This window comes from Brevibacillus invocatus, assembly GCF_003710915.1.
In the GTDB taxonomy this organism is placed as follows: domain Bacteria; phylum Bacillota; class Bacilli; order Brevibacillales; family Brevibacillaceae; genus Brevibacillus; species Brevibacillus invocatus.
In genome coordinates this window covers 250526-265164 of sequence record NZ_RHHR01000010.1, presented here as the reverse complement: position 1 = coordinate 265164, position 14639 = coordinate 250526, and the positions used below count along the sequence as shown (strand labels likewise).

Here is a 14639-nt window from a genome sequence, read left to right as displayed (position 1 = left end):
AAAAAGAGGACCCGGTAGAAGACCGGATCCTTGGAGTCATGCATGGCATTTATTTTTACAGTTCAATTTGCGTTACACTTTTTACTTCAGGCAATTCACCCATTGTATCCAAGAGCTCGGCGGTCAGAGGCTTATCTACAGACAGCATCATGATTGCGTCGCCCCCAATATCGCGTCGTCCTACCTGCATGGTCGCGATGTTGACATCGTTCGTTCCCAGGATAGAGCCTACACGGCCGATAACACCTGGACGATCGTTGTGGTGAACATAGAGGAGGTAGCCCTCTGGAGCCACGTCGATCGCGTAATCGTCAATCTTCACGATGCGAGCTCCATACCCATTCAGACGAGTCCCTGCGACTGTACGAGTCTCCTGAGAGGTTTTCAGAGACACAGTCAAGAGGTTGGTGAACCCGCGGTTTTGTGTAGCCTTGCGCTCGGTTACGGTGATGTCACGAGCTTTTGCCAGGATTGGTGCATTGACGTAGTTTACTTCTTCACCCAGACGGAAGGAGAGTACGCCTTTTAATACCGTACGAGTCAAAGGCGATGTATCGACATCAGTGAGCTCGCCGCTGTATTTGATCTCGATCTCGGAAATGGACCCAACCGTTACTTGAGCCAGGAAATGCCCAAGTTTTTCTCCTAGTGTGAAGTAAGGCTGTACTTTTTCCATCACGTCAGCCGGAATGGAAGGCAGGTTCACAGCATTTTTGAATGGTTGTCCACGCAGCACCTTCAGGATTTCTTCCGATACGTCAACAGCTACGTTTTCTTGCGCTTCTACAGTAGATGCACCCAGGTGAGGAGTGCTGATGACTTGTGGAAGGCCGATCAGCGGGTTGTCCACTGGTGGTTCTTCTTCATACACGTCAAGGGCCACACCTGCAACCTTGCCCGTCATGATCGCTTCATACAGGGCTTTCTCATCGATGATTCCGCCGCGCGCGCAGTTGATCAGGCGAACGCCATCTTTCATTTTGGCAAATTCACGAGAGCTGATGATATGGCGAGTTTCTTTGGTCAGCGGTGTATGAACGGTGATGAAGTCAGCTTGACGGCAAATATCATCTACGGATGCATTGGTAACACCCAGCTTTTGTGCGCGTTCTTCGGTCAGGAAAGGATCGTAGCCGAGTACGGTCATGCCGAAAGCTTTCGCACGTTTGGCTACTTCAGTACCGATACGGCCCATTCCGATAACACCCAATACTTTTTTGTTCAACTCAACACCCTGGAAGCTTTTGCGATCCCAATTGCCGTCTGTCAGTTTTTTGTGTGCTTGAGGAATGTTACGTGCCACAGCCATCAGCATCGCGAAGGAATGCTCAGCAGTGGAGATGGTGTTACCGTCCGGAGCATTGATGACAGGAACCCCAGCCTGGGTAGCAGCGTTAATGTCGATGTTGTCTACGCCAACTCCGGCGCGTCCAACGGCCTTCAGGTTTTTTCCAGCTGCGAATACGTCCGCTGTTACCTGAGTCTGGCTGCGAACCAGCAAGGCATCATAATCCCCGATAATGTCGAGAAGATCAGAAGGGGAGAGATTCGCTTTGCGTACGACTTCAACGTCAGAAGCATCTAGCAGCTGTTGGATACCAAATTCGCTAAGTGGATCAGTAATAAGAACTTTATACATGTGCGATGTGCACCTCCTGGTAATCTTGAACGCCTTTCCCTGATAGAGAGGAAAGACAGTGTACTTGATAAAGTTTAAAAGAATTTCGGGTGATTCTGGGATACCCATAAGACCGTTGCCGTTTGGAATGCATCAAATCGATGAGGCTTACAAAAGGCATTTGTGCGACCGTAAATGAGGACGACAGCTATTAGCGGCTGGGTAGTTCATGCCCAGTTTTGGTGTTTGATAATCGGATGGTCTGATAACTGACTGTCTCTCCTTTCAGGTCATGGTCAAAGAGAATAAATATAAAAAAACCTCCCGTTCTCACACTGCTCCTATTACAGAACAGTGAGGGACGAGAGGCTTGCTTCGCGGTGCCACCCTCATTCGCCCTTCTTTTCTCAAAGAAGAGCCTTGCCAGGTACGTGACCTGTAGAGATAACGGATCTACCGTTCGCGCCTACTGGATTGAAAAATCGGTTCAGCGCAACAACTCTAAAGTGCTTATCTGTGTGTGGAACCGCCGATTCGCAGCTACCATCGGCTCTCTGAGGGTTTCCAAGACACAGCGTATCTTCGTCATCGTTGTTTGTTTATGGATGTTTCGTTTGATGTGACCTTACGATAACACGAGCCATCCAAGGACGTCAAGCATAAAAAAGCGAAAAAATGAACATTGTCAAAAAAAAGTAATCTATCGTTCGTGAATAGAGGGGTATTTTATAATAGAAAGAATCCGAAAAAGCACTAAAACACGAACATTAAGAGATTGATCAACTAAAAAACGAAAAAAACGAAATAGAATGTTCGGTTTTTGCTTATTATACCTCTTTGAATTCGAATTGCAAGCAGGGGAGGGCAAAGGAAAACCTCTCAGGCGCAAAGGCTTGAGAGGCGTTGGGTAAGTTGACAACTATTCAACTTTGATGGAGTCAGTTGGGCATCCTTCAGCCGCGTCACGTACATCGTCTTGAAGAATATCCGGGATTTCAACGGAGTTCGCATTGTCATCCAGTTTGTTGAATGCCAGGCCCTCATCGTCGTAATCGAATACGTCAGGAGCCGTCGCGCCACAAGCGCCGCATGCAATACAAGTATCTTTATCAACCCATGTTGTCATCGTGGTTTCACCTCCCATACCAGTGGTACGTCCACTATCATTCACATTGTATGCTCTTGTTGGAAAGATTTCAAGATTGAATCAATCTAAAAATGTACTCTACTTAAAAAGAGGTACTTCAGGAGTTTTCAATTCCGTGTACATACGGGCTTGCAATTGTTTAAAATCCCCTGGATGGGTCGCATCGGTTGCGTACAACAACCGGACGGCACCGTTTACATCTTGAATTCCCAAGGAGGTGGTATCACCAGAAGAAAGCAAGCTATCGAGGCGAGCAGTCAAATCTTCAGGGTTGAACGCCTTCCATTGGTGTTCCTTGGACATCGTTACGGCTGTCACATAAGTCCTATAGTGAAAAGGATATGACTTCCACTGTTCTACCGTGATTTTTTCTGGTAAGGCCTGTGGCAGCGGCTGATGCAGGACGTAAGCAGACTCCCATGTAGCAAACGATTGGTAAACCAATTCCTGAGCCTTCAACCAGCTGTTGTGGAAAGGTGTCATACGAGCGGAAATATCTCCAGGCGTTAAGGCATTACTATTCTGATCAGATCTGACTTGCTCCATACTATCCAAATAAGCCCGCACACTGTCCTTGAACTGGCTTTGTGCTTCAAGCAGCAGAGGAGATCCAGGAATAGGCAAGCCTTTTTCTACGGCTTTTAATGTACCCTCTGCCGTCTTGCTCAACTGCTTGAGAGCTTGTTCTTGCGCTTTCTTCTCCAGCTGATCCCATTGCTCCATCGAGTCGAAATGCGCTTTTTTCAAATCCAGTACGGGAGCGTAAACGGCGTAGTAAAAACGGATGAAGTCCTGCTCGCTGTAAAGTTTTTGCTCCCGCAACAGACGTTCCTTTTCTGCCTCTTGTGCTTTAGCCTCCAGCTCGGCTACTTGTGCAGCTTCCATTTTTGACTTCATATAGTGGGCACCGAAAAAAAATCCACCAATGGTACATGCAAGTGTTATGATGATCATATACGCCATCATAAATTCTGTTTTTTTTAATCGTTTTGTCATAGAAATCCCCCAGCCACATTACAGCGAATAATTGTCGATCTTTGTCCATGCATGCTATCAAGAGTATAGCTAAGTAGGCGCTGATCGCATAGAGAAAAAATAAAGGAGTAACAATGAATAGTCGGAACAATGGAGCACAGGAACAAGATTTTCTTCTTGCTGTTGCGTTGAACGCCATGATTCCTCTCGCCAACGAGCGTACGCTGCAGGCAGCCTATTACATCCTGCGCGGTCGAAAAGCAAATCAAACCCTGCAGGATGTCCATTTGTACAGCCTTTATCCGTATTATCGGTTGTTTCCGCAACTTTCAAAAGAGAATTGGGATAAAATTGTTTCGAATTTGTTGCAACGCAAGCTGATCGTGGAAATAGAGGGGGCAGGAGGGGGCAGGAAGCCTACCTTTGCGGTTACTGCTACTGGACTGCACTTTGCCCGTGAGCAGTTTGGCATGTATCAGATGCACCTCTGGTTAGCGCCGTTCAATCAGTCGTCTCTCACGTACAATACTGAGCTATTCTGGCAACGCCTTCATCTATTGGTACAGACGATTTCGCAAATGGCTGCTGCGAGTATGAATTTCATACCAGTTGTGTCGGACAGACGGATTCAGCAATGGGTCAAAATGCAGGTAGGGGATTCGCGTGTCAGATCAGGCTGGAAGAATCATTTAGCTGACGAGCTGTACGCTTTGTGGGCCCCTTTCCCTGCCCAGGTGCAAAGACTGATGGTCGCCCAGTTGTCCGGTGCTGCACAAACTGGTAAAACACTCGGACAGCTTGCCATGCAGCAAGGAGAGTCAAAGTTTTATCTACACGTGCTTTTCCGCTTTGGTTTGGTTTCCTCGATTCAGCGATTGCATCAAGAAAAGGAACAGTTTCCCTATCTACATGCATTGGTTCAGATCCATGACCCGGAAAATGGAGATCCAAGGTTGAGTGAAAGTGCCTCCAGGACCTATGCGCTGATTAAACGAGGGTATCAAAAAGACAAGATCGCCAAGTTGAGGGGAATCAAAGTGAGCACCGTTGAAGACCATCTCGTGGAAATGGCCCTTCGCTGCCGTGAATGGGATTGCTCCGATTACCTGCATGCTAATCAGGCAGCCGAGATCGTCAGTGCGAGCGAAAAGCTGGGGACAAGCAGACTGCGCATGATAAAGGATCATCTGGGAAAAGACGTTTCTTACTTACAAATCCGTCTGGCTTTGGCCCAAAGACAGGGGGAAAGTGCGCCGTGAAAGAAGGATTAGAAGAACAACTGCACAAGCATTTTGGCTACCCGTCATTTCGTCCAGGGCAGCTGGAAGTGATCCAATACGTGATGAGGGGCGAGAGTGTGCTAGGCATGCTTGCTACAGGGGGCGGGAAATCGATCACCTACCAATTGCCAGCCATGTTGTTGCCGGGCATTACAGTGGTGATTTCCCCGTTGATCTCTTTGATGATGGATCAGGTGCAGCAACTACGCGCCATACGACGGATACCGGCTACTTACTTGAACAGTACGCTGGACCAGCGTGATGCACGCGAAATTCTAAGAGAAATAGAACGTGGAACATACAAGCTGCTCTATATATCACCTGAGAAGCTGCAACAGCCTTATATCCAGACGGTCCTAAGACGTGTGGGTGTCGCGCTGATTGCCGTGGATGAAGCCCATTGCATCTCACAGTGGGGACATGACTTCCGAACCGATTACTTGAGGCTGCCTGAGGTGATTGAGAAGCTTGGGAAGCCACCTGTACTTGCGGTGACTGCCACCGCCACCTCGGCCGTACAGAAAGAAATATGCGAACTCCTTGGCATTAAGCCTGAACACATCGTTCAACAGCCTTTAAATCGGGACAATATTGCTATTGAACGCATAGCCGTCCCAGGAGAATCAGAACGGCGCCTACAGGTCCTGCAGCTGATGGATCGACTAACAGGCCCTGGAATCGTTTATTGCAGTACTAGACAAGCTGTAGACGTCCTGGTAGCCTCCTATCAGCTGGAGGGAAAACGTAGCGTTCACGGATACCACGGTGGAATGAACAGTATGGAACGTATGATGATTCAGGCGCAGTTTTTAGCAGGTGAACTGGAGATCATCGTCGCGACCAATGCATTCGGGATGGGGATCGACAAATCGGATATCCGCTTTGTGATTCACTACCAGATGCCCGCGAGTTTGGAAGCGTATGCCCAGGAAATTGGCCGGGTAGGCCGTGACGGAAAACCGGGATATGCGGCCCTTTTTTACGTTTGGGACGATGTCCAGATTCATCAGCACATGATGGAGAGGGAGTATCCGAACCGACAGCAGCTACAGCAGTTTACTGAACTGCTTTTGAAGGGGGAACCCTTTACGACTGAGATGCTTGCTTCCATTGACATGACCCAAGATATGGCGGAGCTTCTGCTTTTTTACGCGGAAAGAGTGGGCATCCCGTCAAGAAGTGAAGCAGTAGCTTCGATGGAACCTGATGCGCTCCGAGATTGTGGGGATGCCATAATGCGGGAGCTGGAGGTACGAAAACGCTTGAAACAGCAAAAGCTGGCAGAGATGCTTGACTACGTCCAGGAGCGGGAAGTGTGTTTGCGCAAACGCATCAATCACTATTTTGGGGACTCGGCGGCTGGCTTTACCCTGCAATGCTGCAGCAGTTGCGGATTGAATCGAAGGGTTTATGAGGCAGAAGAGGTCGCCTGGACGAAAGAATCCCAGGAAAAGAACTGGGATTTGTTGCAGGCGTTGTCCGTGCTTTTGCCGAAGTGAGTAAGGAGGTTTCACTTTGAAGGATCTCAGGCAAGAGATGGATTTAGCCACATTGCTGCTGAATCTCTGGCTGACACAAGGAGTCATCTTGGGGATTGCAGCGACATGCAGCCTTTTTTTACATGGCTGGGAATCCACCCTTGCAATGTTTTCATTGCCGAGTAAGTCAGGATTGGGATGGGCAGCGATTGTGGCAGCCCTTGTGATCGCCTTAAGTATCTATATGGAACACTGTTTACCTAAGCGCTGGCAAGATGATGGAAACATCAATGAACAGCTGTTTGGTCAACTCTCATTCGTGATGACTGTACTTGTCTGTTTCGTGGTAGGCTTCAGCGAGGAATGGCTGTTTCGAGGTGTCATTCAGCCGTTTGCAGGAAATCTTTGGACGAGTGTCATATTTACAATGGTACACATCCGATATTTGCGTAAGCCACTATTGATAGCCAGTGTGTTTGCAACTAGCTGGCTTTTGGGTGAGCTATTCGATGCGGAAGGCACTCTTTGGCTACCGATTGCGGCACACATCATCATCGATATGACACTTGCCTTCTATCTACAATACATGTTGAGATGCGGAAAGGGGGAGGAAGAGTGAGAGAAGGACAGGATGGATTGCCACCGCGCCGCTCCCGAGCCATTCAGCGAAAAAAGCAGAAGGTTTCGTTGAAGCGGATCATTCAAGGCGGATTAATATTGTTTGGAACTCTTTTTTTCGGATTGATCGGATTGGAATTGTATCAAGCGAAGAATGCGAATCCAATACAATCGGTAGCCTCGAGCATACCGGACAGCTCAAGCGCGGAAACAACCCCAGGAAATCAAGGCCAGACACCCACGACATCTCCGCAACCATCTAATGAAGCACCTCCACCAACGAATGCGGAAAGTACGGAACCAAAGGCAGAAGCAAAACCTGCTGTACCCGTTGTAGCTCCTGCCCCGCAGCCATCTACGCCCGTACTAGCGGTACCAACACCACAGACAGCTACACAGGAGCCAGCAGCTCCGGCTCCGGTTGCATCAGAGACACAAACATCCAGTGAACAACCCAAAACAGTCAGACATGTGGTCGAAAAGGGGGACACGCTGTTCAAGCTGTCTCGGAAATACTACGGCAACAATTCTGGTGTATCCCGTATCGCCCGATATAATGGATTAGCCGCCGATGCCCAGCTTACAACGGGGAACGTCGTCATCATTCCACTGTCGAAGTAATGGATGTCGCCTGTCTCGGAGAAGCTATGGAGAAACCATGGCGACAGGGTGGCGATAACCAATGAAATACGACACCATCATCATCGGTGGGGGAATAGCAGGATTACAAACAGCAATTCAACTGTCCAGATGCTTGCGAAAGGTAATTGTGGTCGATTTGCCGGGGGGAAGATCCTCCGTAGCCAAAGGGTATCGCAATATCTTGGGCCATCCGGATCGAATCAGCGGAGAGACCTTGCGCCAGGTCGGAATGAAGCAAGCCAAGCAGTACGGAGCGGTTTTCAAAGAAGAAGAGGTAATAAAGGTTGTGCCGTGTGAAGCCAAAGGCTTTCAGGTGTGGATGAAGGAAGAAGAGGCCCCGTTGCATGCGCATACCTTGGTTATGGCAACGGGCATTCGGGATCCCTTTCCTGATTTTCCAGGGGTTCGGGAATGCTTGGGTACCTCCGTTTTTCTATGCCCAGATTGTGACGGGTACGAATCGGTAAATACATATACAGCAATTATCGGGGAAGGTCAGCATGCGTTGAAGATGACGCGAGATCTCTCTTATTTTACTCCGCGTATGCTCGTCATCAACCATACAGGCTCGAACCTGACACCTGCTCAGGTGGCTGAGCTCCCAATATTGCCTATCTGGATGACAGCGTCGAGCAGATGATTCATCAGAATGGCGAGCTGCAAGAGATCCTTCTCGCTTCTCATCGACGTATGCAAGTGAACAGAGCGTTTTTGGCTTTTCCGGGTGCGCAAGTCCAATCACAGCTGCTGCAAGGAACGCGCGTCCGTTTCACTGAAAAAGGTCATGTGCTGGTCAATCCCCGCACCAAAGAAACGGATCATCCACATATCTGGGCGGTGGGAGATCTGGTCAATCATTCGCAGCAAGTGAGCATTGCGATGGGAGATGGCGCACAGGCAGCGATCTGGATTCACAAGCGATTGAAAGAGATGAACTAAGAACTTTTCCTGGGAAAGCGCATAATTTGACAGTGAATAACATTCCTCTCCTTTTCTGTTCGGGAAATCGACAGGCTATGCGAATATGCACGAAGTGGCACGGAAGGTGTCGCTTGGCTATTTTCCGACTACCAAATGTGATATGATAGGACTACCTCTCCATTTTCTAAGCGGTAAAAAATGGGTACATGCCAGCAGGTACTCGTCGGAAAATGCGGAGAACTCTTACAGGCTTACCATCATATTTTGTAGTACGACTGGATGGCGAGGAGGGACAGTCATGCGTGTTGAACGCCTTGGTCAAGATAAGATACGGATCTTTTTAACATTTGACGATCTGTCAGAGCGCGGAATAGAGAAAGAAGACATGTGGCGTGACATTCCTAAAGTACATGAACTGTTCAACGACATGATGGAGCAGGCTTACCATGAATTAGGTTTTGAAGTGTCCGGACCTGTCGCCGTTGAAGTGTTCGCCTTGCCAGCTCAGGGAATGGTCGTAATCGTAACTAGAGGTAAAACAGGCTCAAAAGATGGAAAAGAAGAGGAAGAATTCGAGGATGAAGAAGTATACGAACTTGAGGTTACGCTGGAGGAGAGCGATCTCATCATCTACGCCTTCCGCGACTTTGAGCATCTTGTTGAAGCCTCTCATCGAATAAACGCTCTACTGACCAATGGGGGCACGGCCTACTTCTACAAGGAGAAATATCACCTTGTTTTGGAGGAAATCGATTTGGATCAGGAGCGGTATCATAAGTTGATTGCGATCCTTTCTGAGTACGGAGAAGCGACGCCAACCACGATTTATGTACTTGAGGAATACGGAAAGGTAGTCGTGGCTGACGACGCCGTCAAGGAGATATGCAGGCACTTTACCTAAAGAAGTCCATATCAGGAATGATAAAACAAGCACCTAGTAGACAAACTAGGTGCTTTTACTGTCCATGTTTAAGCTTGCGGGATGCCAGAAAAGAAATCGTGTTCTTTGCCTTCAAGCACATAACCAGTCAAGTTGTTCCATGCAAGAATATAATGATTTTGTACGGGAACTCTGGAAGTGTCGCCAAAAATAGCGCCGGGAAACACTCGATCTACAGACAGGTGCTGGGTACGATGTGCAGCCAAGGCATTAGCCACATTTGAAGCATATGACGGTCCTTCAATCACGGTTGTAATCGACTCGATTGGGTCGGAGTAAACAGGCTTTACAGCGCCAAGAGTGGTATGGGTGGCGCGAGTCGCGTAGTAGAGCTTCCGTACACTGCTGTCCTCGGGAAGCATATGAATTGCTTGCGTAGTGGCTTTGGAAATAGCAATATGATCAGGGTGACCGGAAATTCCATGTGGAGCAAATGTGATGATGATTTCAGGCTGATAGTGGGCGATGGCCTCAAGGATCTTGTCTACTAACTCTTGCAACGGGACTTCATTCAAATGCTTGTCTTCGTAATCCCAGAACTCTACCTGATGTAATCCGAGGATTTCGGCAGCCCTTCTCAGCTCCTTTTCGCGGAAAGAAGCAAGTTCATCGATGGCACAGAGTGGAGGGTCGCCGGCTTTTCCTGCCTGGCCCCTTGTCGCACAGATTAAAGTAAGCTGGTGCGTCGTTTCTGCGGAGTATTTAGATATCGCAATTCCGGAGGTAAAGCTTTCATCGTCCGGATGAGCAAAAATAAAAAGTGCGCTGTGGTTTTTTTTCATAAAAAACCTCCTAGGATTAACTTCCATTCTACCGTACCATTATGACATAGATCCGAAGAATTGGTAATGAAACAAACAGCATAGGGAACGCTATTTGTATTATCCCCTAGAAGGATTCATGTACCACGGTGGAAGGTAACTGGAATAAAGGTCACAGGTTGTTTGACAAAAAATGGGTGATGGTGGTAGAAAAGGAAGTCTGTGTGTTAAAAAGTTCCCAAATGGAATTTTTGCATCTTCTCATACCTGATACAAGCGTGTATACTTAACGATGGATTTACCGACAACATTTTTGAGGTGGTAAGTAATGGGTAATCAAGAAGTGGTAACCGAAAGCACCCAAGGGAAAAAACCTGAAAGTACAAGTTTGCTCCAATCAACCCAAACGGTGATCAAAGAAGCACTGGAGAAACTAGGTTACCAAGATTCGATGTTCGAACTCTTGAAGGAGCCGCTACGCGTTTTGACTGTACGCATTCCGGTTCGCATGGATAATGGCGAGGTCAAGGTGTTTACAGGGTATCGTGCGCAGCATAACGATGCAGTTGGACCGACCAAGGGGGGCATTCGTTTCCACCCGGCAGTGACAGAGGATGAAGTGAAAGCGCTTTCTGTTTGGATGACGTTGAAGGCTGGTATTGTGGATTTGCCTTACGGTGGTGGTAAAGGCGGTATTATCTGCGATCCGCGTGAAATGTCTTTCCCTGAATTGGAGCGTCTCAGCCGTGGCTATGTGCGTGCGGTGAGCCAGCTCGTGGGACCTACAAAGGATATTCCGGCACCAGACGTATTTACGAACTCTCAAATTATGGCTTGGATGATGGATGAATACAGCATTATCCGCGAGTTCGATTCTCCTGGCTTCATTACAGGAAAACCGATTGCATTGGGTGGATCGCATGGTCGTGAAACAGCTACTGCAAAAGGTGTAACGATTTGCATTCGTGAAGCTGCAAAGCGTCGTGGGATTGACGTTAAAGGCGCTCGCGTTGTGGTACAAGGCTTTGGTAACGCGGGAAGCTACCTTGCGAAGTTCATGCATGACATGGGTGCCAAAGTAGTGGGCATTTCTGATGCATATGGAGCTTTGCACGATCCAGATGGTCTGGATATTGACTATTTGCTGGATCGCCGCGACTCTTTTGGTACAGTGACCAAATTGTTTAAGAACACCATTACCAACAAGGAACTGTTGGAGCTGGATTGCGATATACTTGTACCTGCTGCGATCGAAAATCAGATCACAGGAGAAAACGCAAACAATATCAAAGCGAAGATCGTGGTTGAAGCCGCTAATGGCCCGACGACGTTGGAAGCGACTAAAATTTTGACCGAGCGCGGTATCTTGCTGGTACCTGATGTGCTGGCAAGCGCTGGTGGCGTGACGGTTTCCTACTTTGAGTGGGTTCAAAACAACCAAGGCTACTACTGGACATTGGAAGAAGTGGAAGAGAAGCTGGAACAAGTCATGGTTCGCGCTTTTGAAAACATCTACTCCTTGTCACAATCCAGACGTGTCAACATGCGACTGGCTGCTTACATGGTCGGCGTACGCAAAACGGCAGAAGCATCCCGCTTCCGTGGGTGGGTCTAAGCTGAACAAAAAAACCTCCTTAATGGAGGTTTTTTGTTTTTAAGGAATGTCTCTACTTATCAAACCATTTTTGCAGGGTTTTCGCATCGCGTGATTGCTGTAACGCTACGATCAGCTTGAGTCGTGCCTTTTGCCCATTCAGGCCATTGGAGAATACAATTCCCATTTCCTTCAGCTGACGACCGCCGCCTTCGTAATCATAGACATCCTGTACCTGACCGTTGTAGCAGCGGGAGACGAGCACGATGGGGATACCCTTGTTCAATACCTGTTTGAGCGTCGGAATGATGGCAGGAGGGAGATTTCCCAAGCCAAAAGCTTCTACAACCAATCCATCGATCGGCTGTTCGATTAAAAAGCGAATCCAACTGGGATCCATACCCGCAACCGCCTTAATCAATGGAACATTAGCATCGGCATGCGAGATGGAATAGTGTTCCCGAACTAGTGGTGCGTGGTGATACTGAACATGTTTTTTCGAAACCGTTCCGATTGGGCCGTATTGTGGTGATTGAAACGTAGCGACATTGCTCGTATGTGTTTTGGTAACGTGACATGCTGCGTGAATCTCGTCATTGAAGACGACCAGAACGCCTTTATCTACACTTCCAGGATCGGCAGCTGTTCGGACAGAGGAGATCAAGTTGACTGGACCGTCAGCCCCTAGCTCATTGCTGCTTCGCATAGCTCCGGTCACTACGATAGGCACGGTGTGAGATAACGTCAGATCGAGGAAGTAAGCTGTCTCTTCCAGCGTGTCCGTTCCGTGCGTAATGACAACTCCGTCGCAGGAGTCATGAGCCAGCTCCGCTTCGATTTGCTGCCGCAAGAAATTCATCAACTCAGGAGTCATGTGCGGACTTGGTAAATGCAGGACGTTTTTCATGGTCACATCTGCATAGCGAGTCAGAAAGGGAAGGATCTTTCCCACAGCTTGATCATCAAGTGGCTTGACACCTTCCGAGTCATCCACCGACATCGCGATGGTACCGCCAGTATTTAACACCAGAATTTTTTTAGACATGATCTCTCTCCTGTAGCGGGTTTTCATTAACCATTATTCATGGTACGATGAATAACAGCCTTGTGTAAAGGAGTAATACACGGATGATCGCTTTGATCGGAGCTGCCATAGCCCCCGGTATTGCCATCTTGAGCTATTTTTATCTGCGTGACAGCTTTGAACCGGAACCGATTTCGATGGTGATTCGCTCCTTCATCTTCGGGGTGTTGTTAGTGATACCCATCATGGTGCTCCAATTCATCATGCAAACTGAATGGAACTGGCGGGATGGTATTGTTGCAGAGGTTATACAGTCGGCGGTAGTAGAAGAGTTTTTCAAATGGATGGTTATTTTTTTTACGGCTTACAAACATGTGGAATTCGACGAGCCCTATGACGGGATCGTATACGCGATGGCGGTTTCTCTCGGTTTTGCAACCTTAGAAAACCTGTTCTATCTGATCATTAATGGAACGAATGTTGCATTTTGGCGTGCTCTTTTGCCTGTTTCCAGCCATGCGCTGTTTGCTGTCTGGATGGGATACTATTTGGGTAAAGCAAAGTTTAGTAATCATCGGCAAAAAAAGCGCATTTTTCTATGGGCATCGATCCTTCTGCCAATCACCTTGCACGCTTTGTACAATGCCATTTTTCTGGCCATTCAGAATTGGCTTTTGGTCATTATCCCATTCATGGTCATTTTGTGGTGGCAAGGGATGAAAAAGGTACAGCGAGCACATGATTATAGTTCTAAAAATCTTTCTTCCCGTCCACAATAGGGTGGAGGAGGAGACGATACGTGCTGAAAAATCAACGAGCAAAAGTGATTATTCGCTGCAATGTATGTGGAGAAACATTCACACTGCGAGGTCGTCGCGAACCTGGCGGGGAGGTCGAAACAGGCTTCAAGCAATGCTTGTGTGACAACGAACAGTTTTTTCTCATTCAGGAATTCTAAATGCGTTTATGACGCAGCAATGAAAAGGACCTGTACACGGACAAACGTGTATGGGTCCTTTTTCTTCGTTCAAGAAGGACATACATGCATAAACCCTCCATCCTCCACCAACACTATGCAAAGATTTCATTACGTGCCAAGGAGGGTACAACCATGCGAAATATTTGGTTCGCTGGTATTGCGTTGGTCTTAGCTATTGCAGGATTTTCAGGATACACCCTTCTGTCGTCTATAGAGAGCGCTGCTGCTACTCAGGAAGTGGAGCAAGCTGTGTCAGGAAACGCTAAGAACAACAGCAAAAAAACATTTCATGCTTCCAGTGTATCTGCAAATGACATCAAGCTGATGGCCAACGCTGTTTATGGAGAAGCCAGAGGCGAGCCTTATGAGGGACAGGTTGCAGTAGCTGCTGTCATCCTAAACCGAGTGAAGAGCTCCTCATTTCCTGATACTCCTTCGGCCGTCATATTTGAGCCACGTGCTTTTACCGCAGTAGCAGATGGACAAATCTGGTTGGAGCCAAACGAAAATGCTCGGAAGGCCGTGAAAAACGCATTGAGCGGGTGGGATCCTACTGGCGGGTGCACCTATTACTTCAATCCAGCAACGGCTACATCCCAATGGATATGGAGTCGACCACAGGTAAAAAAAATTGGAAAGCACATCTTCTGCCGTTAAATACC

The 14639-nt window shown here is 47.9% G+C and carries 16 protein-coding genes and 1 other annotated feature; of the genes, 11 read left to right on the top strand and 5 right to left on the bottom strand.

From position 1 onward, the window contains the following. Positions 1–55: 55 nt before the first annotated feature. The 3 genes from serA to EDM52_RS07330 form a co-directional block, all read right to left on the bottom strand. On the bottom strand, positions 56–1639 hold the full coding sequence (gene serA / locus EDM52_RS07340) for a phosphoglycerate dehydrogenase (protein ID WP_122908351.1): 1584 nt from the start codon (positions 1637–1639) through the stop codon (positions 56–58). Between the two features lie 333 nt (positions 1640–1972). Then, positions 1973–2216: a binding site (T-box leader), on the bottom strand. 321 nt (positions 2217–2537) lie between these two features. Then, positions 2538–2744, bottom strand: a complete 207-nt coding sequence (locus tag EDM52_RS07335) for a ferredoxin (protein ID WP_031305339.1) — start codon at positions 2742–2744, stop codon at positions 2538–2540. 99 nt (positions 2745–2843) lie between these two features. Beyond that, positions 2844–3761 (bottom strand): hypothetical protein, encoded by a 918-nt coding sequence (locus EDM52_RS07330; RefSeq protein WP_122908350.1) that lies wholly within the window; start codon positions 3759–3761, stop codon positions 2844–2846. 113 nt (positions 3762–3874) lie between these two features. On the opposite strand from EDM52_RS07330, the gene EDM52_RS07325 reads away from it, so the two are divergent. From EDM52_RS07325 to EDM52_RS07300, 7 genes are all read left to right on the top strand, one after another. Continuing rightward, positions 3875–4999 carry a YpbB family protein gene (locus EDM52_RS07325; protein ID WP_122908349.1) on the top strand — a complete coding sequence of 375 codons (1125 nt, stop codon included), beginning with the start codon at positions 3875–3877 and terminating at the stop codon, positions 4997–4999. Next, positions 4996–6519, top strand: a complete 1524-nt coding sequence (locus tag EDM52_RS07320) for a RecQ family ATP-dependent DNA helicase (protein WP_122908348.1) — start codon at positions 4996–4998, stop codon at positions 6517–6519. Before EDM52_RS07325 ends, EDM52_RS07320 begins: the two co-directional genes overlap by 4 nt. A 16-nt stretch (positions 6520–6535) precedes the next feature. After that, a complete protein-coding gene (locus EDM52_RS07315; protein WP_122908347.1) occupies positions 6536–7117 on the top strand; it encodes a CPBP family intramembrane glutamic endopeptidase in 582 nt (193 codons plus the stop codon). Next, the gene (locus tag EDM52_RS07310; RefSeq protein ID WP_183184889.1) at positions 7114–7737 is read left to right on the top strand and encodes a LysM peptidoglycan-binding domain-containing protein; all 624 of its coding nucleotides are present in this window, start codon (positions 7114–7116) and stop codon (positions 7735–7737) included. Before EDM52_RS07315 ends, EDM52_RS07310 begins: the two co-directional genes overlap by 4 nt. 61 nt (positions 7738–7798) lie before the next feature. After that, positions 7799–8398: an FAD-dependent oxidoreductase gene (locus EDM52_RS07305; protein WP_276330097.1), complete on the top strand. Its 600-nt coding sequence runs from the start codon at positions 7799–7801 to the stop codon at positions 8396–8398. After that, positions 8395–8697, top strand: a complete 303-nt coding sequence (locus EDM52_RS25410; RefSeq protein ID WP_276330096.1) for an FAD-dependent oxidoreductase — start codon at positions 8395–8397, stop codon at positions 8695–8697. The genes EDM52_RS07305 and EDM52_RS25410 overlap by 4 nt, the downstream gene beginning before the upstream one ends. A 280-nt stretch (positions 8698–8977) precedes the next feature. After that, complete coding sequence (locus EDM52_RS07300) at positions 8978–9580, top strand: genetic competence negative regulator (protein WP_122908345.1); 603 nt, start codon at positions 8978–8980, stop codon at positions 9578–9580. Between the two features lie 68 nt (positions 9581–9648). Here the strand turns inward: EDM52_RS07300 and EDM52_RS07295 are convergent, their stop codons facing one another. After that, a complete protein-coding gene (locus EDM52_RS07295; protein WP_122908344.1) occupies positions 9649–10401 on the bottom strand; it encodes a PIG-L deacetylase family protein in 753 nt (250 codons plus the stop codon). Positions 10402–10708: 307 nt separating this feature from the next. Here EDM52_RS07295 and EDM52_RS07290 point away from each other — a divergent pair, with 307 nt between their 5' ends. Continuing rightward, a complete protein-coding gene (locus EDM52_RS07290) occupies positions 10709–11995 on the top strand; it encodes a Glu/Leu/Phe/Val family dehydrogenase (RefSeq protein ID WP_122908343.1) in 1287 nt (428 codons plus the stop codon). 52 nt (positions 11996–12047) lie between these two features. Here the strand turns inward: EDM52_RS07290 and EDM52_RS07285 are convergent, their stop codons facing one another. Continuing rightward, the gene (locus EDM52_RS07285; RefSeq protein WP_122908342.1) at positions 12048–13019 is read right to left on the bottom strand and encodes an asparaginase; all 972 of its coding nucleotides are present in this window, start codon (positions 13017–13019) and stop codon (positions 12048–12050) included. Positions 13020–13102: 83 nt separating this feature from the next. Between EDM52_RS07285 and prsW the strand changes: the two genes are divergently transcribed. The 3 genes from prsW (at position 13103) to EDM52_RS25640 (ending at position 14634) form a co-directional block, all read left to right on the top strand. Next, positions 13103–13777, top strand: coding sequence for a glutamic-type intramembrane protease PrsW (prsW, locus tag EDM52_RS07280; protein ID WP_122908341.1), 675 nt, complete (start codon positions 13103–13105; stop codon positions 13775–13777). 20 nt (positions 13778–13797) lie between these two features. Beyond that, a complete protein-coding gene (locus EDM52_RS24545) occupies positions 13798–13956 on the top strand; it encodes a hypothetical protein (RefSeq protein ID WP_183184887.1) in 159 nt (52 codons plus the stop codon). A gap of 84 nt (positions 13957–14040) precedes the next feature. Next, positions 14041–14634 carry a cell wall hydrolase gene (locus tag EDM52_RS25640; RefSeq protein WP_415783020.1) on the top strand — a complete coding sequence of 198 codons (594 nt, stop codon included), beginning with the start codon at positions 14041–14043 and terminating at the stop codon, positions 14632–14634. Positions 14635–14639: the final 5 nt, after the last annotated feature.

Bases quoted from the DNA above. Each gene is read 5' to 3' on its own strand.
- EDM52_RS07330 (WP_122908350.1), bottom strand. From the start codon at position 3,761: ATGACAAAACGATTAAAAAAAACAGAATTTATGATGGCGTATATGATC.
- EDM52_RS07325 (WP_122908349.1), top strand. From the start codon at position 3,875: ATGAATAGTCGGAACAATGGAGCACAGGAACAAGATTTTCTTCTTGCT.
- serA (WP_122908351.1), bottom strand. From the start codon at position 1,639: ATGTATAAAGTTCTTATTACTGATCCACTTAGCGAATTTGGTATCCAA.
- EDM52_RS25640 (WP_415783020.1), top strand. From the start codon at position 14,041: ATGCATAAACCCTCCATCCTCCACCAACACTATGCAAAGATTTCATTA.
- EDM52_RS07335 (WP_031305339.1), bottom strand. From the start codon at position 2,744: ATGACAACATGGGTTGATAAAGATACTTGTATTGCATGCGGCGCTTGT.
- prsW (WP_122908341.1), top strand. From the start codon at position 13,103: ATGATCGCTTTGATCGGAGCTGCCATAGCCCCCGGTATTGCCATCTTG.
- EDM52_RS07285 (WP_122908342.1), bottom strand. From the start codon at position 13,019: ATGTCTAAAAAAATTCTGGTGTTAAATACTGGCGGTACCATCGCGATG.
- EDM52_RS07295 (WP_122908344.1), bottom strand. From the start codon at position 10,401: ATGAAAAAAAACCACAGCGCACTTTTTATTTTTGCTCATCCGGACGAT.
- EDM52_RS07290 (WP_122908343.1), top strand. From the start codon at position 10,709: ATGGGTAATCAAGAAGTGGTAACCGAAAGCACCCAAGGGAAAAAACCT.
- EDM52_RS25410 (WP_276330096.1), top strand. From the start codon at position 8,395: ATGATTCATCAGAATGGCGAGCTGCAAGAGATCCTTCTCGCTTCTCAT.
- EDM52_RS07305 (WP_276330097.1), top strand. From the start codon at position 7,799: ATGAAATACGACACCATCATCATCGGTGGGGGAATAGCAGGATTACAA.
- EDM52_RS07300 (WP_122908345.1), top strand. From the start codon at position 8,978: ATGCGTGTTGAACGCCTTGGTCAAGATAAGATACGGATCTTTTTAACA.